Source organism: Coriobacteriia bacterium, from assembly GCA_014859305.1.
Lineage (GTDB): Bacteria > Actinomycetota > Coriobacteriia > Anaerosomatales > Kmv31 > Kmv31.
Map to the genome: position 1 here is coordinate 23,204 of JACUUM010000005.1, position 23,228 is coordinate 46,431.

Annotated in this window: 24 protein-coding genes; 5 read left to right on the forward strand and 19 right to left on the reverse strand. The window is 71.7% G+C overall.

What is annotated here, in order from left to right; genetic code table 11:
- Position 1: 1 nt before the first annotated feature.
- The 7 genes from IBX62_01715 to tgt all read right to left on the reverse strand — a co-directional run bounded on the left by IBX62_01715 (position 2) and on the right by tgt (position 10,460).
- Positions 2-2,218: a bifunctional (p)ppGpp synthetase/guanosine-3',5'-bis(diphosphate) 3'-pyrophosphohydrolase gene (locus tag IBX62_01715; protein MBE0475803.1), complete on the reverse strand. Its 2,217-nt coding sequence runs from the start codon at positions 2,216-2,218 to the stop codon at positions 2-4.
- Between the two features lie 13 nt (positions 2,219-2,231).
- Positions 2,232-5,918 (reverse strand): single-stranded-DNA-specific exonuclease RecJ, encoded by a 3,687-nt coding sequence (gene recJ / locus IBX62_01720; GenBank protein ID MBE0475804.1) that lies wholly within the window; start codon positions 5,916-5,918, stop codon positions 2,232-2,234.
- A 93-nt stretch (positions 5,919-6,011) separates the two neighbouring features.
- Positions 6,012-6,917 (reverse strand): protein translocase subunit SecF, encoded by a 906-nt coding sequence (gene secF, locus IBX62_01725; GenBank protein ID MBE0475805.1) that lies wholly within the window; start codon positions 6,915-6,917, stop codon positions 6,012-6,014.
- A complete protein-coding gene (gene secD / locus IBX62_01730; GenBank protein MBE0475806.1) occupies positions 6,910-8,205 on the reverse strand; it encodes a protein translocase subunit SecD in 1,296 nt (431 codons plus the stop codon). Before secD ends, secF begins: the two co-directional genes overlap by 8 nt.
- A 79-nt stretch (positions 8,206-8,284) precedes the next feature.
- Positions 8,285-8,965, reverse strand: coding sequence for an HD domain-containing protein (locus IBX62_01735; GenBank protein ID MBE0475807.1), 681 nt, complete (start codon positions 8,963-8,965; stop codon positions 8,285-8,287).
- Complete coding sequence (gene yajC, locus IBX62_01740) at positions 8,966-9,247, reverse strand: preprotein translocase subunit YajC (GenBank protein MBE0475808.1); 282 nt, start codon at positions 9,245-9,247, stop codon at positions 8,966-8,968.
- 94 nt (positions 9,248-9,341) lie between these two features.
- Positions 9,342-10,460: a tRNA guanosine(34) transglycosylase Tgt gene (tgt, locus tag IBX62_01745; protein ID MBE0475809.1), complete on the reverse strand. Its 1,119-nt coding sequence runs from the start codon at positions 10,458-10,460 to the stop codon at positions 9,342-9,344.
- 195 nt (positions 10,461-10,655) lie between these two features.
- Here tgt and IBX62_01750 point away from each other — a divergent pair, with 195 nt between their 5' ends.
- Together IBX62_01750 and IBX62_01755 are read left to right on the forward strand one after the other, a co-directional pair.
- Positions 10,656-11,210 (forward strand): RNA polymerase sigma factor, encoded by a 555-nt coding sequence (locus IBX62_01750; protein MBE0475810.1) that lies wholly within the window; start codon positions 10,656-10,658, stop codon positions 11,208-11,210.
- Positions 11,211-12,260: a hypothetical protein gene (locus IBX62_01755; protein ID MBE0475811.1), complete on the forward strand. Its 1,050-nt coding sequence runs from the start codon at positions 11,211-11,213 to the stop codon at positions 12,258-12,260.
- Between the two features lie 28 nt (positions 12,261-12,288).
- On the opposite strand, the gene queA is transcribed toward IBX62_01755, so the two are convergent.
- Positions 12,289-13,362, reverse strand: a complete 1,074-nt coding sequence (gene queA, locus IBX62_01760; GenBank protein MBE0475812.1) for a tRNA preQ1(34) S-adenosylmethionine ribosyltransferase-isomerase QueA — start codon at positions 13,360-13,362, stop codon at positions 12,289-12,291.
- Between the two features lie 192 nt (positions 13,363-13,554).
- On the opposite strand from queA, the gene IBX62_01765 reads away from it, so the two are divergent.
- Positions 13,555-13,791 (forward strand): hypothetical protein, encoded by a 237-nt coding sequence (locus IBX62_01765; protein ID MBE0475813.1) that lies wholly within the window; start codon positions 13,555-13,557, stop codon positions 13,789-13,791.
- A gap of 108 nt (positions 13,792-13,899) precedes the next feature.
- Here IBX62_01765 and IBX62_01770 read toward each other — a convergent pair whose 3' ends face one another.
- The 5 genes from IBX62_01770 to IBX62_01790 all read right to left on the reverse strand — a co-directional run bounded on the left by IBX62_01770 (position 13,900) and on the right by IBX62_01790 (position 17,344).
- A complete protein-coding gene (locus tag IBX62_01770) occupies positions 13,900-14,481 on the reverse strand; it encodes an epoxyqueuosine reductase QueH (protein ID MBE0475814.1) in 582 nt (193 codons plus the stop codon).
- Positions 14,482-14,586: 105 nt separating this feature from the next.
- Positions 14,587-14,790 (reverse strand): cold-shock protein, encoded by a 204-nt coding sequence (locus IBX62_01775; GenBank protein ID MBE0475815.1) that lies wholly within the window; start codon positions 14,788-14,790, stop codon positions 14,587-14,589.
- A 209-nt stretch (positions 14,791-14,999) separates the two neighbouring features.
- On the reverse strand, positions 15,000-15,749 hold the full coding sequence (locus tag IBX62_01780; GenBank protein MBE0475816.1) for a hypothetical protein: 750 nt from the start codon (positions 15,747-15,749) through the stop codon (positions 15,000-15,002).
- Between the two features lie 59 nt (positions 15,750-15,808).
- Positions 15,809-16,654 (reverse strand): bifunctional methylenetetrahydrofolate dehydrogenase/methenyltetrahydrofolate cyclohydrolase FolD, encoded by an 846-nt coding sequence (folD, locus tag IBX62_01785; GenBank protein ID MBE0475817.1) that lies wholly within the window; start codon positions 16,652-16,654, stop codon positions 15,809-15,811.
- 102 nt (positions 16,655-16,756) lie between these two features.
- Positions 16,757-17,344: an isochorismatase family protein gene (locus IBX62_01790; GenBank protein ID MBE0475818.1), complete on the reverse strand. Its 588-nt coding sequence runs from the start codon at positions 17,342-17,344 to the stop codon at positions 16,757-16,759.
- A 149-nt stretch (positions 17,345-17,493) separates the two neighbouring features.
- Between IBX62_01790 and IBX62_01795 the strand changes: the two genes are divergently transcribed.
- The gene (locus IBX62_01795; protein MBE0475819.1) at positions 17,494-17,844 is read left to right on the forward strand and encodes a hypothetical protein; all 351 of its coding nucleotides are present in this window, start codon (positions 17,494-17,496) and stop codon (positions 17,842-17,844) included.
- A gap of 78 nt (positions 17,845-17,922) precedes the next feature.
- Positions 17,923-18,417, forward strand: a complete 495-nt coding sequence (locus tag IBX62_01800) for a NapC/NirT family cytochrome c (GenBank protein MBE0475820.1) — start codon at positions 17,923-17,925, stop codon at positions 18,415-18,417.
- A 56-nt stretch (positions 18,418-18,473) separates the two neighbouring features.
- On the opposite strand, the gene ruvB is transcribed toward IBX62_01800, so the two are convergent.
- From ruvB to pdxS, 6 genes are all read right to left on the reverse strand, one after another.
- Positions 18,474-19,553 carry a Holliday junction branch migration DNA helicase RuvB gene (gene ruvB / locus IBX62_01805; GenBank protein MBE0475821.1) on the reverse strand — a complete coding sequence of 360 codons (1,080 nt, stop codon included), beginning with the start codon at positions 19,551-19,553 and terminating at the stop codon, positions 18,474-18,476.
- On the reverse strand, positions 19,554-20,144 hold the full coding sequence (gene ruvA / locus IBX62_01810; protein MBE0475822.1) for a Holliday junction branch migration protein RuvA: 591 nt from the start codon (positions 20,142-20,144) through the stop codon (positions 19,554-19,556).
- A complete protein-coding gene (gene ruvC, locus IBX62_01815; GenBank protein MBE0475823.1) occupies positions 20,141-20,725 on the reverse strand; it encodes a crossover junction endodeoxyribonuclease RuvC in 585 nt (194 codons plus the stop codon). The genes ruvA and ruvC overlap by 4 nt, the downstream gene beginning before the upstream one ends.
- A gap of 90 nt (positions 20,726-20,815) precedes the next feature.
- Positions 20,816-21,574, reverse strand: coding sequence for a YebC/PmpR family DNA-binding transcriptional regulator (locus tag IBX62_01820; GenBank protein MBE0475824.1), 759 nt, complete (start codon positions 21,572-21,574; stop codon positions 20,816-20,818).
- A 126-nt stretch (positions 21,575-21,700) separates the two neighbouring features.
- A complete protein-coding gene (gene pdxT, locus IBX62_01825; protein ID MBE0475825.1) occupies positions 21,701-22,291 on the reverse strand; it encodes a pyridoxal 5'-phosphate synthase glutaminase subunit PdxT in 591 nt (196 codons plus the stop codon).
- Positions 22,285-23,196, reverse strand: coding sequence for a pyridoxal 5'-phosphate synthase lyase subunit PdxS (gene pdxS / locus IBX62_01830; protein ID MBE0475826.1), 912 nt, complete (start codon positions 23,194-23,196; stop codon positions 22,285-22,287). The genes pdxT and pdxS overlap by 7 nt, the downstream gene beginning before the upstream one ends.
- Positions 23,197-23,228: the final 32 nt, after the last annotated feature.

Below are 23,228 nucleotides of genomic sequence, written 5' to 3' on the forward strand. Positions count from 1 at the left end.
CTCACGCTCTGTCGTCCTTGCGCCTGGAACCCTCGGCCATGCTGCGGGTGGCCTCGAAGACGCCCTCGACCTTGCGGACGTTGGCGAGCACGGTCTTCAGCTGCTCCATGTCCGAGAGTTCGAAGAGGAAGCGCATGTTCGAGATGCCCTGGCGGTCCGTGGTCACGGAGGCCGAGAGGATGTTGACGCCGGCCTCCGCCATGGCTGTCGAGATGTCCTGCAGCAGCCGCATCCTGTCGCGCGCCTCGACGACGATCTCCACCTGGTAGCTCGCCGCGGAGCCCGTATCCCACTCGACGTCCAGTATCCGCTCCGGCGACCGCAGCAGCTCGGCGCAGTTCGGGCAGTCGCGGCGGTGCACGGACACGCCGCGGCCGCGCGTGACGAACCCGACGATGTCGTCGCCGGGAACGGCGTTGCAGCAGCGCGCCATGCGAACAAGCACGTCGTCGATGCCGCGCACGCGCACACCCGCGCCCACGCGCCGCCGCTTCTCCCGTGGCGGCATCATCGGCACCGTCGGCGGCAGCGGCGGCGCTTCGGGCTCGGCTGCCCTGCCTTCGGCTCGCGCCATCACCTTGAGCACCTTGGTGCCGATCTGCTTGGGCGACACCTTGCCCGCCCCGACGTGGGCCAGAAGGTCGTCCGCGGCCTGGAGGTTCATCTCCTCGGCGACGGCTTCCAGCGCGCGGGTCGTCACCGAGTTGTTCATCCCGATGCCGTGCTTGCGCAGGACCTTGCTCATCTCGTCGCGGCCGCGCTGCAGGTCGTCGGTGCGGGACTCCTTGCTGAAGTACGTCCGGATCTTGGAGCGGGCGCGCGAGGACTTGACGAGGTTGAGCCAGTCGCGGGACGGTGAGGCGCTCTTCTGCGTGAGGATCTCGACCCGGTCGCCCATCTGCAGCTCGTAGGACAGAGGCACGATGGACCCGTTCACCTTCGCCCCGACGGTGTGGTTGCCGACCTCGGAGTGGATGCCGTACGCGAAGTCCAGCGGCGTGGAGCCGCGGCGCAGCGAGACGACGTCGCCTTTGGGCGTGAAGACGAAGACCTCGTCCTCGAACAGGTCGATCTTGAGCGCCTCCATGAACTCCCGCGGGTCCTTGAGCTCGGTCTGCCACTCGAGCATCTGCCGCAGCCACGCCAGCCGCTCGTCGAAGGTCTCGTCGCCGCGCACGCCCTCCTTGTAGCGCCAGTGCGCCGCGATGCCGTACTCAGCCGTGCGGTGCATGTCCTCGGTGCGGATCTGGATCTCGAGCGGACGGCCTGCCGGGCCTATGACGGTGGTGTGCAGGGACTGGTACATGTTGAACTTGGGCATCGCGACGTAGTCCTTGAAGCGCCCCGGGACCGGCTTCCAGATCGAGTGCACCGTTCCCAGCGCGCCGTAAGCGTCCTTGACCGAGTCCACGATCACCCGCAGCGCGATCAGGTCGTAGATCTCCGAGAAGTCCTTACCTTTCTGCGACATCTTCTGATAGATGCTGTAGAGGTGCTTGGGGCGGCCCGAGATGCGGGCCTCCACGCCGATCGCGCCCAGCTCGCGAAGGAGCTGGTCGGTGACCTGCCCGAGGTACTCCTCGCGGGCGGCGCGGCTCTCCGCGACCATCTTCTGTATGCGGTGGTACGTCCGCGGGTCCAGGTAGTAGAAGGCGAGGTCCTCGAGCTCCCACTTGATCGACGAGATGCCCAGCCGATGGGCCAGCGGGGAGTAGATCTCCATCGTCTCGATGGCCTTCTGGCGGCGTTTCTCGGGCGGCAGGCTGGCCAGCGTCCGCATGTTGTGCACCCGGTCCGCGAGCTTGATGAGGATGACCCGGATGTCCTTGGCCATGGCGATGAGCATCTTGCGCATGTTCTGGCTCTGCGCCTCGGCCAGGGAGGAGAACTTGATCTTGCCCAGCTTGGTCACGCCGTCGACCAGATCGGTGACCTCCTCGCCGAAACGCTCCCGGAGCTCCTTCAGGCCCACCCCTGAGTCCTCGACCACGTCGTGCAGGAGCGCCGCCTTCAGCGTGGCTGTGTCCAGGTTCAGCTCCGCGAGGATGAGGGCGACCTCGACCGGGTGGTTGATGAACGGCTCGCCGCTCCTGCGGGCCTGCCCGGTGTGCGCGGACACGGCGAAGTCGTACGCCTCGTCCAGACCGGTGAGGTCCGCCTCGGGGTTGTACGTCTTGACCTGCTCTTCTATCTGTTCCAGCGTTGCGGGCACCTTGATGGCTCGCGTCCTCTCAGGCGACGGGTGATGGCAGGATAGGGCGGTTGAGGTGTGCTAGCAACTCCTCGGCCGGTGCGCCGAGCACCCAGGCGCGGAACGACTCGAACGCCTCGATCTCCCGCAGCCCCTCCGCGTAGCGCACCGACGACGTCAGGTCGACCCTGCGCTGCGCGTCGGGCACCCGCAGGCGCCGGTACGACCCGCTCCCCTCTCCCGTGGCGAGCCCGAGCTCTCGGAAGACGCCGATGCCGGCGGAGACGCCGCGGTCGGTCAGCCTGCTCCGGCGGTCCCGCCGCCGGACCCGCTCGGCGAGCTCGGCGTTGGTGACCTCGAACGGCCCTCCCTCGCTCCCGGCCTGCATCTCCCTCAAGGTCAGGTAGAGCGCGCCGAGATCCTCGCGCGAGGGCGCCGACGAGGAGAGGATCATCTCGTTGAGCCTGGCGTCGTTCGGCCCGAACAGCAGGTGGACCGCGGCGGGGGCGCCGTCGCGTCCCGCCCGTCCGCACGTCTGGTTGAACTCGACGTCGTTGAAAGGCAGGTGGTAGAGGACGACGTGCCGCACGTCCGCGACGTTGACGCCCTCGCCGAAGGCGCTGGTCGCGACGACCACCGTGATCTCGCCGTCTCGGAACGCCCGTTCGACGGCGTGCCGGGCGGATCGCGTCAGGCCGCCGTTGTAGTAGGCCACCCGCCAGGCCACTCCGGGCACGCGACCGCGCAGCGTGCGAGCGATGCGCACCGACTGCTCGCGGCTGTTCACGTACGCGATCAGCTTCTCGCCCCTCGCCGCCAGCGCGGCCAGGTAGACGTCCTTCTCCTCGGCGCGCCCGGCGGCTCCGCGCCGGTCCTCCAGCGACAGGTTCTCGCGTACCGTCGGGTCCGCGACGACGGTCTCGATGCCGAGGACCTCGCGCACCGCGCCGGCGGCGGCGTCCCCGGCGGTCGCTGTGACGGCGCACACGACCGGACCGCCGAGGACCTCCAGCACGCGGCCGAGCCGCCCGTATGCCGGACGGTGGCCGCCCGCCGTCCGGCCGACGTGGTGGGCCTCGTCCACCACGAGGAAGCGGACCCGCCCGCTCTCGGCGAAGCGGGCGGAGTCGAGTTCGAGGAACTCCGGCGTGGTGAGCACCACGTCGGCGCGGCCCTCGGCGAGCTGCGAGAACAGCGCGTCCCGTTCGGTCAGCGTGGACTCGCCCGTGACCGTGCGGCAGGACACGCCGATCGCCGCGAGCGATTCCTCGAGGTGGAACGCCTGGTCCGCGACGAGCGCGCGCAGCGGGTACACGAAGACGGACGCCTCCGCACACGCGATCGCGCGGCGCGCCGCGTGCACGTGGAAGATGAGCGACTTGCCCCGGCCCGTCGCCATCACCGTCAGGCAGCTGCGTCCTCGGTCCAGGTGGGCGAGAGCCTCGCGCTGAGCGGAGTGCGGTTCGCGCTCCCCGATGAAGTGGCGCAGGAGCGCCGCCTCCAGCGCGTCCGGGGCGAGCCCCGCCAGCGCAGCGCGCCGCTCCAGCGCCGCCTCGACCGCCTCGGACGCCTCGGCGGAGGCGTCGCGCCGCGACAGGAGCACGTTCACGCCGAGGCTCCGCGGGCCCTCCTCGGCCGCGGATCCGGCCGGCGGCTCGCCGCCGGTCACCTCGGTCACCTCGACGTCGTACTCGACGCCGGCATCCAGGACGGGCGCCAGCGCCGCGGCGAGGTGCCGGTTGAGGAAGCCGACCTGGTCCCCGGCCGCGTCGAACAGCGCGCAGGCGTTCGGGTCGTGGGAGTTGTCCGGCTGGCGGTCGAGCCGCAGCGGCGTGCCCGGCCGCAGACGAGCGACGACGTCCTGCCGCCCCTCGAACGTGACGCCGGCGAGCTTGCTGTGGAACGCGTCGGCCTCTCCGATGCCGGCGTATGCCTCCTCGGCGCGGGCCAGCACCTCCTCGGCGCGGGCGAAGAGGTCCTCGACCAGCTCGGCGGCGGGCGCGTCCCGCGGAGCGGGCCGCGGGCGCACCTCGCGCACCTGCATCGCGACCCGCCGCCGCCCCCGCCACTCGTCGGCGTTGAGCTGGTATGCGAGGTCGACCGCCTGGCAGCACTCCGTCAGGCTCTCTATGTCCCGGCAGCGGAACGCGATCGCCCCGACCGAGACGGCTCCGTCGAACGCGTCGAACCGAAGGTGGGTGCCGTCGCGCCCGACCCGGCGGCGGCCGTTCATGAACACGCCGCGCGTCGCGAGCAGCGGGCGGGGGTTCGCGTGCCCGAACGGCTCCAGCAGCGCGATCTCGGCCTCGAGCTCGAGCGAGAGCGTCTCCAGCGCGACCTCGGCGTCGACCACGGTCTCGACGGCGAACGCGCTCTCGGGAAGCGTCGCCAGCGTGCCGGCCATCCGCTCGCGGAACTCGTCCAGGCGATCGGCGGGCAGGCTGAGGCCCACGGCCGCGGCGTGGCCCCCGAAGCGGTCCAGGAGGTCCGCCGCAGCGGACACCGTCTCGTAGAGGTCGACGCGCCCCCACGTCCGGCCGGAGCCGACGGCCGCCCCGTCCTCGGTGCGGAACAGCAGTGTCGGCACGCCGAAGGCCGAGGCCAGCCGGGCCGCCACGATCCCCTTGACGCCGTCGTGCCACCCCTCACCGGCGAGCACGAGGGCGCGGTCGCCGGGACGCAGCCCTTCGCGCGCGAGCGCCTCGGCCTCCTCGAACAGGTCTTGCTCCGCCGCCTGCCGCAGCCGGTTGTGCTCGTCGAGCGTGCGGGCCAGCTCGGCGGCGTGGAGCGGTTCCTCGGCGAGCAGCAGCTCGAGGGCCAGCGCCGGGTCGGCCATCCTCCCCGCGGCGTTGAGGCGCGGGGCCAGCCAGAACGCCACCTGCTCCGAGACGACGGAGTCGATCTCGACGCCCGCGACGTGCGCCAGGGCGGCCACGCCGGCCCGCGGACGGGAGCGCATGCGTGCGAGCCCGTCGGCCACCAGCGCGCGGTTCTCGCCGAGCAGCGGCACGACGTCGGCCACCGTGCCCAGCGACGCGAGGTCGGTCAGCTCCCGCCAGCCCTCCGTGTCGCCCAGGGCGCGCCCGACGGCCTGCACGAGCTTCAGCGCCACGCCCGCGCCGGCGAGGTCGCACCCCGGCGCCTCGCGCCCGGCGAGCTTGGCGTCCACGACCGGCACGCCTCGCGGCACGCCGGCGCCCGGCTCGTGGTGGTCGGTCACCACCGCCCGGACGCCCGCGGCGAGCAGGCGGTCCACCTCCGCGGCGGAGGAGATCCCGCAGTCCACCGTGACGACGAGCCCCGGGCGCTCGGCCAGGATCCGCTCGATGGCCGGCTCCGAGAGACCGTACCCCTCCCGGAAACGATGCGGCACCAGCGCCACGGCCTCTCCGCCGAGTGCCCCGAGACCGCACGCGCCCACGGCCGCCGCCGAGATGCCGTCGAGATCGAAGTCGCCGAAGACGACAATCCGCTTCCCCTCCCGTACCGCCGCGGCGACCTCGGCGGCCGCCTCGGGCATGCCGGGCAGCTCCTCGGGCGGCCGCCAGGACAGGTCCAGCGACGGCGCCAGGAACGCCCGGGCCCGGGCCGGTTCCGAGATGCCCCTGGAGGCGAGCAAGCGAGCCATGACCGGCGAGAAGCCGCCCTCCTCGGCCAGCCGCCGGCAGGCGGCCTCGTCCACGCGCGCGAGGCGCCAGGGGCTGCGGGGACAAGCGGCTTCCGTCATGGTCACGATCCTACTCGACGCCTCCGACACGGGACGGGGGGCGCGGCCGGCGATCGGCCGCTCCCCGCCGCGAGTGACGGACGGGCCCTCGGGCTACGAGGTGCGGCCGGCCCGCTTGGCCAGCGCGCGGTACTTGGGCTCGGTCTCCTTCCACATGACGTACAGGGGCGTGGCGAAACCGATCGAGGAGTACACGCCCAGCGCTATCCCTATCATCAGCGCGAACGCGAAGTCCTGCAGGGTCTCCCCGCCGAAGAAGAACAGCACGATGACCGGGATGATCGAGGTCACCGACGTGTTGAGCGAGCGTATGAGCACCTGGTTCAAGGAGTCGTTGGCCATGTGCGAGAAGGTCGTCTTCACCAGGTGCTGCGAGTTCTCGCGGATACGGTGGAAGACCACGACCGTGTCGTACAGCGAGTATCCCAGGATGCTCAGCAGCGCCGCGACGGTGTTGGGCGTGACCGCCCGGGCGGCGAGCGCGTAGACGCCGAGCACGATGACGATGTCGTGGACCAGCGTGCCCACGGCGATGACGCTCATCTTGTACTCGAAGCGAACGGCGATGTAGAGCAGGATCGCCCCGAGCGAGACAGCGAGCGCCAGCAACGCCGCGTTCGTTATGTTGCGGCCCCACCCGGGCCCGATCGTGGTGACGTTCGGCTCCTGCTCCGGCAGCCCGAGGATCCCGGAGAGCCGGTCGAGCGCCTCCGCGGCCGCGTCCGGGTCCGACTCGGCCGTGCGTACGATGAACTCGCCCTCCTCGGTGCGCTGGATCGTCGCGTTGGCCGCCTCGGGGACCCCGGCGTCGTCGAGCGCCTGCCGGACGTCCTCGACGCCGGTGTCGTCCGCGCCGATGAAGTGCATCACCGTGCCGCCCTGGAACTCGATGCCGAAGGTGAGTCCCCGGACCGCGAGAGCCACCACGGAGAACAGCACCAGCGCCGCCGAGAACGCGAGGAGCCAGCGGCTCCTGCCGATGAACTCGATCCTAGGCACGGGTCCCACCTCCCCTCAGGCCGAGGAGCCAGGGCGTCTTGGACGCCGCCGACTCGGCGATGAGGATCATCGCGGGCCGTGTCAGGAACCAGGCGACGAACAGGTCGACGGCCAGGCCGATCATCAGCGTGAGCGCGAACCCCCTCACCGGCCCGATCGACAGGACGTACAGCACCAGCGCGGTGACGAACGTGACGAGGTCGCCGTCGAGGTTCGTCCCGTAGGCGTGCCGGGTGCCGGAGACAGCGGCGCTGCGGGCGGTCTTGCCCAGCCGCACCTCCTCCTTGAAGCGCTCGAACATCAGGATGGCCGAGTCGGCTGCCAGGCCGACGGTGAGCACGATGCCCGCGATGCCGGGCAGCGTCAGCGTGAACACGCCCGCTTTCGACATCACGGCCAGGATCCCGAGGAAGATCGAGCCGAAGACGCCCAGGCTGACCCAGCTGAGCACGCCGAGGCCCCGGTAGACCGCCAGCATGTAGACCGCCACGAGCCCCAGGCCCGCCAGACCCGCCAGCAGGCCCTGGCGAAGCGACTCCTGTCCCAGGGTCGGGCCCACGACGCGCGACTCCGAGAACTCCAGCGAGACGGGCAGGGCACCCGCTTCCAGCACCGCGGCGAGCCGCCTCGCCTCTTCCGGCGTGAAGTCGCCGGATATCTGCGTCTCGCCCGTGGGGATGCGCTCCCTGATCTGCGGCGCGGACTGGACGGTGCCGTCGAGCACGATCGCGACGCGCTCGCCCACGTTGGCTCCGGTGTACTGCGCCCAGGCCTCGGCGCCCCGCCGGTCCATGCTCAGGTTCACGACGATCCTGCCCAGGTCGTCCGTACCCGGGGCCGCCCGCTGTATGACCTCCCCGGTCAGCACGGGCTCGTAGGGGGTGCCCTCCGGGATCTGCGCCCCCTCCTCGATGCCGGCCTGCACGGTCGCCGGCAGGCTCGCGACGTCCACGAACTCGAGCCGGCCGGTGCTGCCGAGCGCCTCGAGCGCGCCTTCCACGTCACGGACGCCGGGAAGCTGCACGAGCAGCGACCGGTCGCCCTGGCGCTGCACGGTCGCCTCGGAGACGCCGAGGCCGTTCACGCGATTGAGCATGACGGTCTCGACACGCGCCATCTGCTGCTGGGTCACACCGACTTCCTCGGCGGTGAGGATGACCGAGACACCGCCTTGGATGTCGAGCCCCTGCCGTATCTGGGCGCCCGGCGGCCAGAACTGCCACCAGGCCAGCGCGGCCAGGACGACCATGGCCGCGACGAACAGCACGTTGCGTTGCCTGGGATCCATCTCCTGCCTTCCGGTAGTGCGGAAGAACCCTGAGGACGCCGGCGAGGAGTGCCGCGGGCGGCCCCGGCGCCGAAGAAGACTAAAGCAGTTTGGTGCCGTTTATGACAAGACTGAAGGTCGAGTCGAGCACGACCGCCGCCCTGCGGCACATCTGCATGCGGGACAGGAATATCTCGAAGTACTCCATCACCGACACGCTCTCGATATCGATGTCGATCTCCAGGGTGCACAGGCGTGCGTCCGAGTCCACGCGCAGGAACGACCGCTTCGCCGCGTAGTTCACTCGGTCGTGTATGTCGAACGTCTTGGGGTCGGGATTGCGCACGCGCGTGTGGTGGACGTCGGACTTGTCGGCCATGATGGCGGCCGCGCCGGGGACCGTGGTGGCGATGCCGAACTCCTCCTCGTGGTTGCCCAGCGCGTTCATGATCACGGCGATCTCGCGCGGGTCCATTCCGAGGCGCCACAGCACGGACTTGGCGAGCAGCGCCGCGGAGACGCCGTGGTCCTCGCGGGAGATGCAGTTGCCGATGTCGTGCAGGAACCCCGCCATCGCCGCGAGGTCGGCCTGGCGTTCGGCGTAACCGAGCCGCCGCACGATGTTGCCTGCGATGTGCGCCACGAGGTTCGCGTGGCGCAACCCGTGCTCCGTGTAGCCGATGGCGCCGAGGTAGTCGTCACCCGCTTCGAGGTAGGCGAGCACGCCCACGTCGGTCTGGATCTCCTCCAGGCTGACCGTCCTGAACTCGGACTGCCCCATCTACTCCCCCACCGCGCCGGCCACGAACTCGGCGCGCTGCACCACGGCGCCCTTCGCCACCTCGACCACGACGCCGTCGGCCACCTGGAGGCGCAGGCTCTCCTCCCCGAGGCTCACGACCACGCCGTAGACGCCCCCGGCCGTCAGCACGCGGTCGCCCTCGCGCAACGAGGCGGTGAGCGCGGCCTGCTGGCGCTGGCGTTGCGTCTGCGGACGGATGACGAGGAAGTAGAAGGCCGCGACGATGACGGCGAGATAGACGATCGTGAACGTCTGGTTCATTGCACCTCCCGGGATCCGCGCTCCCGAAGCCGGACGGCCCCGCGGGCGAACCGCAATCATACACCACCGCCTGGCCGCGCTCCCTCCGTCCGCCTCAGAAATCCTCGGCGCCCGGCCCCTCGAGCCACTCGCGCAGGAACACCCCGTACCTACCCCCGAGGACCGCCTCGCGCGCCCGCTCCATGAGGTGCGACAGGAACCATAGGTTGTGAGTGGTGAGCAGGATCGCGCCCAGCATCTCCTTGGCGTTCACGAGGTGGCGTATGTAGGCGCGGCTGAACCCCGCGCACGCCGGGCAGGAGCACGCCACGTCGAGCGGCGCGAGGTCGTCGGCCCAGCGCGCGTTGCGCATGTTCATCCGGCCGCGTGAGGTCAGTGCCGTGCCCAGCCGCGCCGTGCGCGTGGGCAGCACGCTGTCGAACAGGTCGACGCCCAGCGCGGCCGCGCGGAGCATGGTGGTGGGGCTGCCGACCCCCATCAGGTACCGCGGCGCGTCGGAGGGCAGCGCCGCGGCCACGGGCTCCAAGCTCTCGAGCATCCGATCGTGGGGCTCTCCCACCGAGTAGCCTCCGATGCCGTAGCCGGAGAAGCCGATCCCGGCGGTCCTCTCGACGCTCTCGGCGCGCAGGTGCGGGTAGAGCCCTCCCTGCACGATGCCGAAGAGGAGCTGGTCCGGCGAGGCGTGCGCGGCCTTGCACCGCGCGGCCCACGAGGCGGAGCGCCTCACGGCTCGAGCGACCACGCTCTCCTCGGCAGGGTACGGCGGGCACACGTCCAGCACCATCGCCACGTCCGCGCCGAGCGCCTCTTGGATCGCCATGTTCTCCTCGGGCGTCCACGCGTGCGTGGTCCCGTCCACGACGGAGCGGAACTCGACGCCCTCGTCGCTCACCCTCAACGTGTCCGAGAGGCTGAAGATCTGGAACCCGCCGGAATCGGTCAGCACCGGCCGGTCCCAGTTCATGAACGCGTGGAGCCCTCCGGCCCGGTCCACGAGCCCGTGTCCGGGGCGCAGGAAGAGGTGGTACGCGTTGGCGAGCACGATGCTCGCTCCGATACCGGCCAACGTCTCGGGCGTCATCCCCTTGACGGTCGCGCGTGTGCCCACCGGCATGAACGCGGGCGTGCGCACCTCCCCGTGGGCGGTGACGAGCACGCCGGCTCGAGCCGCGGTGCGCGGATCGCGCGCGTCTATGTGGAAGGTCGACGTCACGGGGGCTGATTCTACCGGTCGGGCGAGGCCGGCGCGAGAACGCCCGGCGGGCGCCGCTCGCGCAGCCGGGGAGCCGCCCGGTGGCCGGGGCGGTGCTATGCTTCTCGGAGCGCGCGGCGTTTGTACGGGCTCGCGCGTGAACCGGACGGCCGCCCGGGACGTCTAGACGGAAGCGGCCCGTGACTGAAGGGGCGCATGCGGCGCGACGGTGACCACACCGCCGACGTGGAAGCGGCGAGACTCGGCGACACGGACGCGTTCGAGCGGCTCGTTCGGGCGCACGCGGATGCCGTGTACGGTCACGCCCTGCGCTTCTTCGGCGATCCCCACGCGGCCGAGGACGCGGCCCAGGAGGTGTTCGTCAAGGTGTACCGTTCGCTGGCGACCTTCGACGGGCGCTCGTCGTTCTCCACGTGGCTCTACACCGTCACCCGCCGCGTCTGCCTCGACATGTTCCGCGCGGGCAAGCGCCGGCCGCTGCCCGTCGACCCGCTGACGGCCCCCGAGCGCGCCACGCCGGATTTCGCCGAGGGCGTGACCGAGGCGCGCGCGCTGGAGTCCGCGATGTCGGCGCTGGCTCCGGAGGACCGCGACGCGCTCGGGGCGGTGACGCTCTTCGGGCTGAGCTACGCGGAGGCCGCCGAAGCGCTCGCCGTGCCGGTGGGCACCGTGAAGTCCCGCGTGTTCCGCGCGCGGCGGACGCTGCTGCACGTACTGGGTGAGGCCGAGGCGAAGGGGGGTGCCGCATAGGTGGACTGCCTGAGCGCGCAGCAGACCCTCTCCGAGGCCTTCGACGCCGAGGCCGTCGAGGCACGGCGACTCGCCGAGGTCCAGCGTCACTGCGCGGCGTGCGCGCCCTGCCGCGCGTTCGCCGCGGGCCTCGAGTCGCTGCGTGTGCCCGGACCCGTCGCCCCCGCGTCCCTCGCGCCCTCCGTCATGCGCCGCGTCGCCGAGGACGATGCCGCCCTCGCGGCGGCGGCCGTGGCGACGGCGAGGTGGACGAAGGGCGCCGCGGGACGGGTGGAGGAGGTGCCCGCCGAGGACGGGCCCGAAGCCGAGCCGGCCCCTCGCCCGCGGCCGCCGCCGTGGCGCTCGCCCGGCCGCCTCGCGGCCGCCGCCGCGCTGATCGTCGGCTTCGGGCTCCTCACCCACTACGGCATCACGCTCATGACGACGCCGATGATCCGCGACGGCTCCTCCGGCGCCCCGGCGGCCCTGGACGCCGAGTCTCCCTTCGACACCGCCGGCGAGCAGGGCTACCCCGGCGACGCGGAGAGCGCGACCGGGGGACGTTCGCGGCAGGGGGACGTCGCGTCGCCGGCCCCCCAGATGGTCGCGTTCGAGGGCCGCGCGTACCGCGTGCTGGGCTCGCGCGAGACGACGCAGCCGCCGGAGCTGGCCGGCAGCGCCAGGACGGCCCGCGACGGGTCGGGGCCGGCGGAGAGCGTCGCCGTGCACCGCGACCCGGACGACGCGGAGACGATCCTCATAGCCGACGAGGCGGGGCGGTGGACTGCGTTCCGGCTCGTGAAGCGGACGCTGGGAGGCCGCGACTACGCCTTGGCGTCCGATACGATCGAACGTTTCGGCGACTGGCCGAGGCTGCCCGGGAGCCTACCGGAGCCCGCGTCTCCGGACGGCTCGCCCACGTTCTCCCCCGCCGGTGCCGACGACGCGGGGGTGACCGTGTTCACCCCGCCCGGCCGCAGTGCCGAGGAGGGCTTCGCCGTGGCTCCCGATACCGCCGCGGGGGACCCCGCGGCCGGCAACCCCTTCTGGACGTGGTGGGAGCCTCTCTGAAGGCGGCGCGACGGCGCAGCGCCGGCTTCTACAGGATGAGCATGGCGTCGCCGAAGGACAGGAAGCGGTAGCCCTCCCGCATGGCCGTGCGGTACGCCCCCATCACGTTCTCGCGTCCCGCGAATGCGCTCACCATCATCAGCAGGGTGGACCGCGGCGCATGGAAGTTCGTCACCAGGGCGTCCACGACGTTGAAACGGAAACCGGCCAGGATGAAGAGGTCCGTGCGCCCCTCGGCGGGAACCACCTCTCCGCTCTCGTGGTCGTAGGCGGACTCGAGAGCGCGCACGACCGTCGTCCCGACCGCGACGACCCGGCCACCGCGCCTGCCGGCCTCGGCGGTCTCGCGCGCAGCGGCCTCGCTCAGGTGGAAGCGCTCGGCGTGGATCCGGTGGTCCTCGGCGTTCTCCTCGGTGACGGGGAGGAACGTGTCGATGCCGACGTCGAGTCCTATGCGCGCCACGCGCACTCCCCCGCGGCCGAGGCGCTCCAGCAGCCCGGGGGTGAAGTGCAGGCCCGCGGTCGGGGCGGCCGCCGAGCGCTCCTCCCGGGCGAAGACGGTCTGGTAGAGCTCCGGGTCCTCCAGGGGCTCGGTGACGTACGGCGGGAGCGGGATCTCGCCCAGCTCGTGGACGGCATCCATCAGGGTGGGCGTCGAGTAGGCGAGATGCAGCAGCCGCCCGCCCCCCTCGAGCTGGTCCACGACGAGCGCGGTGAGGCCGCCGTCGCCGAACACGATCCGCGCGCCGGGCTTCAGCCGCCTCCCCGGCCGGACGAGGCACTCCCAGGTGTCCTCGTAGCGCTCCCGGAGGAGCAACACCTCGACCGCGCCGCCGGTGGCGTCCTTGGCGCCCTTGAGCCGCGCGGGCATGACTCGCGTCTCGTTGACCACCAGCAGATCGCCCTCGGACAGCAGCTCGGGCAGGTCGGCGAAGACGCGGTGGTCGACCTGGCCGCTGACGCGGTCCAGCACGAGCAGCCGGCACGAGTCCCGTGGCTGGGCGGGGTGCTGCGCGACGAGCCCGCTGGGAAGGTCGTAGTCGAAGTCCTCGGTGAGCACGGCGTGCCTCTCATCGGGGCGGCCGAAGGGAGTATACGCCATGAGGCCGAGGGACTTCGCCTCCTGTCGGCCACTCGGCCGTCCAATGGGTACTAACAGTGTCGTGAAAGGCGGATGCAGGCTTCAGCGCATGCTTACGCTAAGTCGACGGTCATTCCTTGGGCTTGCATTCCGCTCATCGTTGCGTCATCGTTCCCTGCGCGGATAGGGGAGTGGTCACGGAAGGAGGTATGCATGGACGCCAAGTACAAGCTGATACCGGAGGATATCCCGCCTATCTCCAAGGCGACGGTGTACGAGAAGGTGCTCGACGACTTCCTCGGCAGCAAGAACGCATCCGTGCGCGTAGAGGTGCCGAAGAAGAAGCCCGCGACGATCCACCAGGGCCTCCTGAAGGCCAAGCGGATGAACGGCAGGTTCGCGCAGGTCTCCGTCGTCCGCCGCGGCGAGACGATCTACCTCAAGAAGTAGCTCGCCGAGGAGCAGCGCCGCAGTTGCGCCTCGCTCCTCCGATACGCACGGACCCGGCCTTCCGGCGATGCCCGTCGCGGAGGTGCCGGGTCCTCTCCTTCCCGCCCGTCAGCGCGCCCCGCGGCTTCGGCTTGCGGCTGCGGCCTCGGCTTCGCTCAGTATGCAGCCGCAGTAGCGTTGACGGTACATGCCGAGCTCCCTGGAGCGCCGGACGGCTTCCGGGTACCGGGAGCGGAAATCGGTCGCCAGGAAACGCACCCCGTGCTCGGCGCATGCTTCCTCACCTGCGCGGGCGATCGCCTCGGGGTCCTGGTGCGGGCTGACAGTCAGCGTCGTCGCCACCGCCTCGGCACCGGTGCGCGCGGCCTCCCGGGCGGCCATGCCCAGACGCAGCCTGAAGCAGCGCTCGCATCGCCGGCCCGGGTCCCCCGCGGCACCGGCGACCGCCTCCACCCAGGCCGAGGGGTCGTAGGCCGCCTCCACGACCTCCAGTCCCCGATCCTCGGCGTAGGACGTCAGCGTGTCCCGCCTGCGCTCGTACTCCCGCAGGGGGTGGATGTTCGGGTTGGCGTACACCACCAGCACTTCGTGCTCGGACAGAAGCGCGGCCAGGGGCTCGAGCAGACAGGGCCCGCAGCACGCGTGCAGCGCTATCCTCACGGTGCCCCCTTTCCGCATCCGTTCGCCCACGCCCGCCTCCGTGCCCCGAAGGCGGCCCGCCCTCCGGGACACCGACCGCCCCAACGACAACGGGCGGCCCGCCGGGCCGCCCGTGTGGTTCCCGCGATCCGCGGACTAGAGCTTGCGGACGTTGCTCGCCTGCAGTTTACCGTTCTGCCCGGTGGTGACCTCGAAAGACACCGCCTGACCCTCGTCGAGGGTCTTGAACCCCTCGCCTTGGATCTCGGAGTAGTGGACGAACAGGTCGTCCCCGTCCTCCCGCGAGATGAACCCGTAACCCTTGTCCGGATTGAACCACTTGACAGTACCCTCAGCCATGCAAGCCGTCCTTCCGCCCCCGCCTCTGCTCGGGGTCACGCTCGTGCGAGTGCGACATCCGCGCGGCTTGCCCGGCCGCGTCACCGGTGGCTCGGTGACCCTCGCGATCCGATACCGGGCTCCTGCGCCCGGCTGACACGGATTCTCGCACAAGCCCGGGACCGACGGCAAGGAGCCTCCCGACCCCGTTCCCGCACGTCAGGCACACATCACGGCTGCGCCTGCTCCGCGGTGGAGCGACGATGCACCATGAGCGCCAGCGCTCCGGCGGCGGCCGCCACCGCACCGAGCACCACTATGAGCACGGTGGAACCGCCCCCCGCACCACCACCCTGCCCGCTGCCGCTTGCGGGTAGCACAGCGGCCGCGCGACGGTACGACACGTCGACGCTCACCTCGTCCCCCGGCTCGATCTCCCGGTCCGGCAGCGTGTAGAGCAGCTCGCCCGCTCTGTTGCGCCGCGGGTCGAGAACGGCGGCCGGACGGACGCTGATCTCACGCGCCCCCGAGGGCAGCCGCACCGAGAACCGGGTCACGGGAGTCCGCACGCTCTGCAGCCACCTCACCGTCCCCGACACCTCGTCGCCGTCTACGGCCAGACGGCCCGTCACCGCCTCGTACTGTGCGACGCGGCCCGACTCCAACCCTATCCTGAGCGCTTGCCCGCCCGTCGCCTCCACGAGGGTCCCCTCGCGCTCGATGTCGGCGTTCGGGTCTCCCCCGAGGACCTCCCCCGACCACAGGAGCTCCGCCCCCTCGATCAGCGGCAGGTCCACTGCTGCGGGAAGCTCGGCACCGGGCGGGATCTCCGCCGAGACGACGACGAGCATCTGCCCCGGCTCGCCCTCCGGCCAGACCTGCACCGCCATGGCGGGGACCTGGACGCTCTCCGCGGCGAGGACGGGCGTCGAGCCGACGATCACGGCCAGGATGGTCGACAGCAGCAGGGTCCGCTTCATGAGCGCCTCGTTCCGGTCCGGTACCTGACTCCGCCGGCATGGCGGCCGGCCGCCCGGGCTCATAGCGAAAGCCGCGCCGCCGCGACCGTGTTGAGCATCAGCATCGCCCGCGTCATCGGGCCGACGCCGCCCGGCACGGGCGTGAGCGCCGAGGCGATCTCGGAGACCTCTTCGAAGGCCACGTCGCCGATCAGCCCCTTCTCCGTGCGGTTCATCCCGACGTCGACCACGACCGCCCCGGGCTTCACGTAGCCCGCGTCCACCATCGCTGCTCGGCCCATCGCCACCACCAGGATGTCCGCCTCGCGGCACACGGCCGGCAGGTCGCGGGTGCGCGAGTGCGCCACAGTCACGGTCGCGTTGGCCTCCAGCAGCATGAGGGCCATCGGCTTGCCCACGATCGTCGAGCGGCCGACGACCACGGCGCGCCTGCCGACCGGGTCGATGTCGTATGCCTCGAGCATGCGCATCACACCCGCGGGGGTGTTGGCGCGTCGCGCGGGCAGCCCCCGGAGCAGCTTGCCGAGGTTGGTCGGATGGAACCCGTCTATGTCCTTCGGCGGGGAGATCGTCTCGATGACGCGTTCGGCGTCGAGATGGGCCGGCAGCGGCAGCTGCACGAGGATGCCGTGGACGGCCGGGTCGGCGTTGAGCCGCTCTACCTCGGCCTGAAGCTCGGCTTGCGAGGTCCCCTCCGGAAGGCGCGTGTCGAACGAGCGGATGCCGAGCCTCTCGCAGTCGCGCTCCTTCAGGTCCACGTACGTCTTCGAGCCCGGGTCCTCCCCAACCAGAACGACCGCCAGGCCCGGCGTCACGCCGAAGCCGGCGAGCCACTCCATCTCCGCTCGCGCCTCGGCCTCCACCTGCGCCGCCACGGCCTTGCCGTCGATGATCGTCGCCGCCATCTCAGAACGACCTCCGCACCGACCGGCGGACGTCGGCGCCGGCGGCGCCGCCCGCCGTCTCCGAGGTGCCGCCCCTCCGCGCATCCGACGGCCCCTTGGCGGTCATGACGCCTCCTTCACGATCCGCAGCAGCTCGCGGAACTCGTCGGTGGCCGCGCGACCCACCGCCTCGTACATCACCGACTCCGAGACGGTCACCGTGACGCCGGCGGCGCGCAGCCTGTCGAGCGTCACGGCGTGGTCGCGCTCGGCGCGAGAACAGGTCGCGTCCGCAGCCACCTGGACGTCGGCGCCGGCGAAGGCAAGCGCGAGCGCGGCCTGGGCGACACAGATGTGCGTCTCCATGCCCGCGAGCACGACCTGGGTCCGTCCCGTCTCGCGCAGGGCCGCGTCGAAGGCGTCCTCGGACGTGCAGCAGAACGCCGTCTTGTCGACGACCCGGACGGTCGCGCCCTCTGCCGCGAGCCTTCCGAGGACCTCCTCGAGCTCGCCCACGGTCCCGCCGAGCCGCTCGGGGTTCTGCCGCGTGACCAGGATGGGCGCGCCCACGAGCGCCGCCGAGCGCGCGAGCTTGGACGCCGCGCGCACGACCTCGTCGCGCCGCCGCATCGCTGCGGCGAGGCGCTCCTGGACGTCCACGATCACGACCACGAAGCGGTCGCGGACGACGAGCGGCTGACGTGTGCTCAACGGGACCTCCTCGTCGGGCGCCGGCGCGGTCCGTCCCCCTCCGCACCCGGACGGCAAGCTCCGATTCTACCGCAGCCCCGACCCCGGGTATCAACAAGGCTGGGCGCGCGGGTAGCGCCCGTGTTGCCGGACCTGCTGGAGGAGGAGCCATGGCGAACGCACCTATCATGGGGCCGATGAACCACATCACCGACATAGACGCCGCGAACGACTTCGAGAAGAAGCACACGCCGCACATCGACCTGCAACGCACAGAGGACGGCAAGCTTCGCGTGGACGTGAAGGTCGGGTACTACTTCCCGCACCCGAACCAGCCCGACCACTTCATCGACTGGCTGCACGTGTACGTCGACCACGCCAACGTGGCCCAGTTCGACCTGGCCGCGGGCGTCGCGTGGCCGAACGTCTCGGTGGTCGTGGAAGCCGACGACGGTGCGTTGATCACGGCGGTCGAGAACTGCAACCTGCACGGACTGTGGAAGGCCGAGGCCAGGGCATAGTGCCGCCGAGCCCGGCACCCGCGGGAGCGCGGATGGGTACGTACTGCTCGTCCGGGGTGCGGACCGAGGAGGCGGCCGATGGGTGAGGCGCGGGAGCCGGGCGCGGGGCGGCCGGCGACCTGGGGGCGTGGCCTGCTGATCTGGCTCGGCGTGGGAGTGCTGCTCATCGCCTTGGTGGGCGGCGGCTTCTACGTGACCGAGCAGCCCCGGTTCTGCAGCGGTCGCGTCTGTCACGAGATGGGACCGTCCTACGACGCGTGGGCGAGGTCGCCGCACCCCGAGGTCGGGTGCACCGAATGCCATGCCGCGCCGGGCCCGGTCGGCTTCCTGAAGGCCCACGTCGTGGACGGGCTGCGCGACGTGTGGGTGCACGTCACCGAGCGGCCGGACCGCATCACCGAGGCGAGCCCGGTGCCCGGATCCAGGTGTCTGCACCGGTGCCACCGCGAGCAGTTCGAAGCGTTCGAGCGCGGCGCCCGGCGGGCCGTCGAGAACCCGCTGCCGGCCAGACACCCCGACCGGGGATCCGACTGCGCGGAGTGCCACTACGACGAGATCCACGACCGGGGGTGACGGCACGCGACGCCGCTTCCGCAGCCTTCCGTCAGCGGCGGGCGGTCCCCGTCACGTCAGAACAGCCCCCCCTGCCCGCTCGCGTCACCCGACCCCTCCGGCGCGCGCAACCCGAGGTGTTCGTAGGCGCGCGGGGTGACCTGACGCCCCTTGGGCGTGCGCATCAGGAAGCCGAGTTGCAGCAGGTACGGCTCGTACACGTCCTCCAGCGTGTCCGGCTCCTCGCCCACCGCCGCGGCGAGCGTGCCCAAGCCGACGGGCTTCCCTGAGAACTTGTGGGCGAGCGTCCCCAGGATGGTGAGATCCATCCGGTCCAGCCCCACGTGATCGACCTCGAAGAACGCGAGCGCCTCGGCGGCGACATCCTCGTCCACCGCCCCCTCGCGGCGCACCTCCGCGTAGTCGCGCACCCGCTTGAGCAGCCGGTTCGCCAGCCGCGGCGTGCCTCGCGACCGCCTGGCGATCTCGGCGGCGCCCTCCTCGTCGGCCTGGACGCCCAGGATCCCCGCCGACCGCCGCACGATCGCCTGCAGCTCCTCGGGTGTGTAGTAGTCGAGCCGCAGCGACATGCCGAACCGGTCGCGGAGCGGCCCCGTGAGAAGGCCGGTCCGCGTGGTCGCGCCCACCAGCGTGAAGCGCGGCAGGTCGAGCCTCAGGCTGCGCGCGGCGGGACCCTTGCCGATGACGACATCGATCGAGTAGTCCTCCATCGCGGGGTAGAGGACCTCCTCCACGGCGCGGTTGAGCCGGTGCACCTCATCGATGAAGAGCACGTCGCGCTCCTCCAGGTTCGTCAGGATGGCCGCGAGGTCCCCGGCGCGCTCGACGGCGGGTCCGGACGTCGTGCGGAGGTGCACGCCGAGCTCGTTGGCGATGACGCCGGCCAGCGTGGTCTTTCCGAGTCCCGGCGGACCGGACAGCAGCACGTGGTCAAGCGCTTCGCCGCGCGCCTTGGCGGCCTGGAGCAGGACGCGCAGGTTCTCCTTCACGCGGCCCTGGCCGAGGTACTCGTCGAGCGTACGCGGACGCAGACTGCGATCGATCTCGACGTCGTCCTCGGTGAACCCCGCCGACACGAGCCGCTCGGAGTCCTCCTCCGACCGGCCTCCGGGGTCGCGCAGGTCCTCGGCGCCCACCTACGCCGCACCCCCCAGGCGCCTCAGCCCGCGGCGCAGCAGCGCCGCGGCGTCGGCTCCGGCGGGCCCACCCTTGAGCGCGGCGCCAACCTCGGCCGGTGAGAAGCCCATCGACAACAGCGCCTCCCGCGCCTCCGCGGCCGCGCCGAGCGCTGCCCCGCGCGTCCCGCCCGCACCGAGGTCCTCGGGGGCGCCGAGCTTGTCCTTCAGCTCCAGCACCACACGCTGCGCCGTCTTCTTCCCGATGCCGGGGACGGCGGCGACGGCGGCGGCGTCCTCCCGCACGATCGCCTCGACGAGCGCCGCCGGCGGCATCGCCGACAGCGCGGCGAGGGCGACCTTCGGCCCGACGCCCGAAACCGTGATGAGCTGCTCGAACAGCGTCTTCTCCTCGGCGGTGGCGAAGCCGAAGAGCGACATCTCGTCCGCGCGGACGTGCAGGTGCGTCAGCACCGTGGCCTCCCCGCCCTCGGAAGGCAGCGCGGCGAGCGAGGCGGTGGACATGGCCAAGCGGTACCCCACCCCGCCCACGTCGATGACGCAGCCGGCGAGCGAGCGGGCGGTCACACGGCCGCGGAGGAAGGCGATCATCGCCCGCCTCCCGCCGCCTTGCTCTCGGCCCGCTCGACGGCCGCCGCCCAGCCTCGGCCCGCCCGGCCCGCTGCGGACTGCCGCGCGCCGGCAGCCCCGCGCCGGGCCGTTCCCGCTCGTCCGTTCGCGTGGCAGACGGCGATGGCCAGGGCGTCGGCGGCGTGGTCGGGGCGAGGCTCCTCGGCCAGGCCTAGGATGGCGCGCACCATGTACGCGACCTGCCGCTTGTCGGCCGACCCCGTGCCCGTGACGGCCAGCTTCACCTCGCCCGGGCCGTACTCGCCCACCGGGACCCCGGCGGACGCCACCGCCACGAGCGCGGCTCCCCGGGCCTGGCCGGTCGCGAACGCCGTGCGGGCGTTGGCGGAGAAGTAGACGTTCTCGACGGCGCATTCGTCGGGCGCGTGCTCGTGCAGGAGCTCGGCGAGGCCGTCGTGAAGCGCGCGCAGCCGCTCGGCGAGGCCCGCGGCGGTGTCGGTGACGAGGCATCCGTACCCCAGGCAACCGAAGCGGTCCCCCGCGCGCTCGACGACGCCCCATCCCGTGTTGGCCAGCCCGGGGTCGATGCCGAGGATGATCACGCGCTCCCCTCGCGATCGCGGGAATCGAACGTATGTTCAGTGTAGGCGAACGGCTGCGAGGAGTCCACGCCGGCGCCGAGGAGCGCCTCCCTAACCCGCCTGCAACTGCTGCGCGAGCTCCTCGGTCATCTCCATGTTGTGGTAGACGTCCTGGATGTCGTCGTTGTCCTCCAGCGCGTCGACCAGGCGCATGACCTTCTTCGCCGTCTCCAGGTCGGGCACGGCCGGGGTCGTGGGGCGCATGGCCAGCTCCGCGCCCTTCACGGGCACGCCGGCGGCTTCCAGCGCGTCCTTGACCGCGCCGAGGTCCGCTGGGACCGTCAGCGCCACGTACTCCTCGCCGTTGTCCTCGAGGTCCTCGCCCCCGGCGTCGGCCACGAGCAGCAGCAGCTCGTCGGGGTCGACGCCGGCACCCTTCTCGATCACGACCTCGCCCACGCGGGCGAACTGGAACGCGACCGACCCCGCCGCGCCCAACGACCCGCCGGCGCGAGTGAAGGCGGAACGCACGTCGGCGGCGGTGCGGTTCCGGTTGTCGGTGAGGGCCTCCACGTAGAGGGCCACGCCGCCGGGTCCGTACCCCTCGTAGACGACCTCCTCGAAGTCGGCCGCCTCCCCCGCTCCGAACGCCTTGTTGATCGCGGTCTCGATCCTGTCCTTGGGCAGGGAGTAGCTCTTCGCCTTGGCGATCGCGGCGGCCAGAGCCGCGTTGTTCTCCGGGTTGGGGTCGCCGCCGGTCTTGGCGGCGACCGTGACCATGCGCGAGAGCTTGCTGAACAGCGCGGAGCGCTTCGCGTCCTGGGCCGCCTTGCGGTGCTTCGTAGTGGCCCATTTGGAGTGTCCGGACATCCCGGTCGTCCCTTTCCAGGTTCTTCAGCGGGCGCGCCGCGGCGGGCGCGCAAGAGGGGTCCGGCGCCAGGATAGCGAATCCCGCACCGGGCGCACCAGCAGCCGCGAGACGGCATGGGACGTCGCCTACGCTCGCATGACCTGCTCGAGGAAGTAGCGGTGCACGCGGGGGTCGCCGGTGAGCTCGGGGTGGAACGTGGTCGCCAGAAGGTCGCACTGGCGCGCGGCGACGACCACGCCGTCGTGGACGGCGAGCGGCTCCACGCCCTCGCCGAGCCGCTCTATCCACGGCGCCCTGATGAAGACGCCCCGGAAGGTGTCGGGCCCCTCGAGCCCGCTGAAGGCGATGTCGGCCTCGAAGCTGTCGATCTGGCGGCCGTAGGCGTTGCGCCGCACGGTCACGTCCATCAGCCCGAGCGGCCGCTGACCCCGGGCGGGGTCCACGATCTCGCACGCGATGAGGATCGCACCCGCGCACGTCCCCCATACCGACATCCCCTCGGCGTGCCGCGCGCGGATCGCCTCGCAGAAGCCGTACGCCTCCATGAGCTTGCCGATGGCCGTCGACTCCCCGCCGGGCATCACGAGACCGTCGAGGCCTTCGAGCTGGTCGGGCAGCCTCACCGCCTCCACGCGCGCGCCGAGGGCCTCCAGCGCCAGGATGTGCTCGCGGAACGCTCCCTGCAGTGCGAGCACGCCTACCCGCAACGCTACCAGCCTCTCGTCTGCATGATCTCGGCCTCGGGGATCTCGGAGATGTTGATGCCGACCATCGGCTCGCCCAGGTCGCGAGAGACCCGCGCGACGATCCCGGCGTCCTCGAAGTGGGTGGTCGCCTCAACGATCGCCCGGGCACGCTTGGCCGGGTCGCCGCTCTTGAAGATGCCGCTCCCCACGAAGACACCGTCGCAGCCGAGCTGCATCATCATCGCCGCGTCCGCCGGCGTGGCGATGCCTCCGGCCGAGAAGTTGACCACCGGCAGACTCCCGTTCTCCGCTACCCACTTCACCAGGTCGTAGGGGGCCTGCAGGTCCTTCGCCGCGGTGAAGAGCTGCTCGCCCCGAAGGCCGTGGAGCCACGAGATGTCGTCGAGCATCGCCCGCATGTGGCGCACCGCTTCCACGACGTTGCCGGTCCCGGGCTCGCCCTTGGTGCGGATCATCGCGGCGCCCTCGGCGATCCTGCGGAGCGCTTCGCCGAGGTTCCGCGCGCCGCATACGAACGGGACGGTGAAGTCCCACTTGTCGACGTGGTGCTCCTCGTCGGCCGGGGTCAGCACCTCCGACTCGTCGACGTAGTCCACGCCGAGCGACTGGAGGACCTGGGCCTCGACGAAGTGGCCGATGCGGCACTTGGCCATGACCGGGACGGAGACGGCGGCGATGATCCCTTCGATCTTGCCGGGGTCCGCCATGCGCGCCACCCCGCCGGCGGCCCGGATGTCGGCGGGCACACGCTCCAGCGCCATCACGGCGACGGCGCCGGCGTCCTCTGCGATCTTGGCCTGCTCTGCGTCGACGACGTCCATTATCACGCCGCCCTTGAGCATCTCGGCGAGCCCCGTCTTCACACGAGGGGTGCCGGTGGCCCGGATGTCGGCGGGCACACGCTCCAGCGCCATCACGGCGACGGCGCCGGCGTCCTCTGCGATCT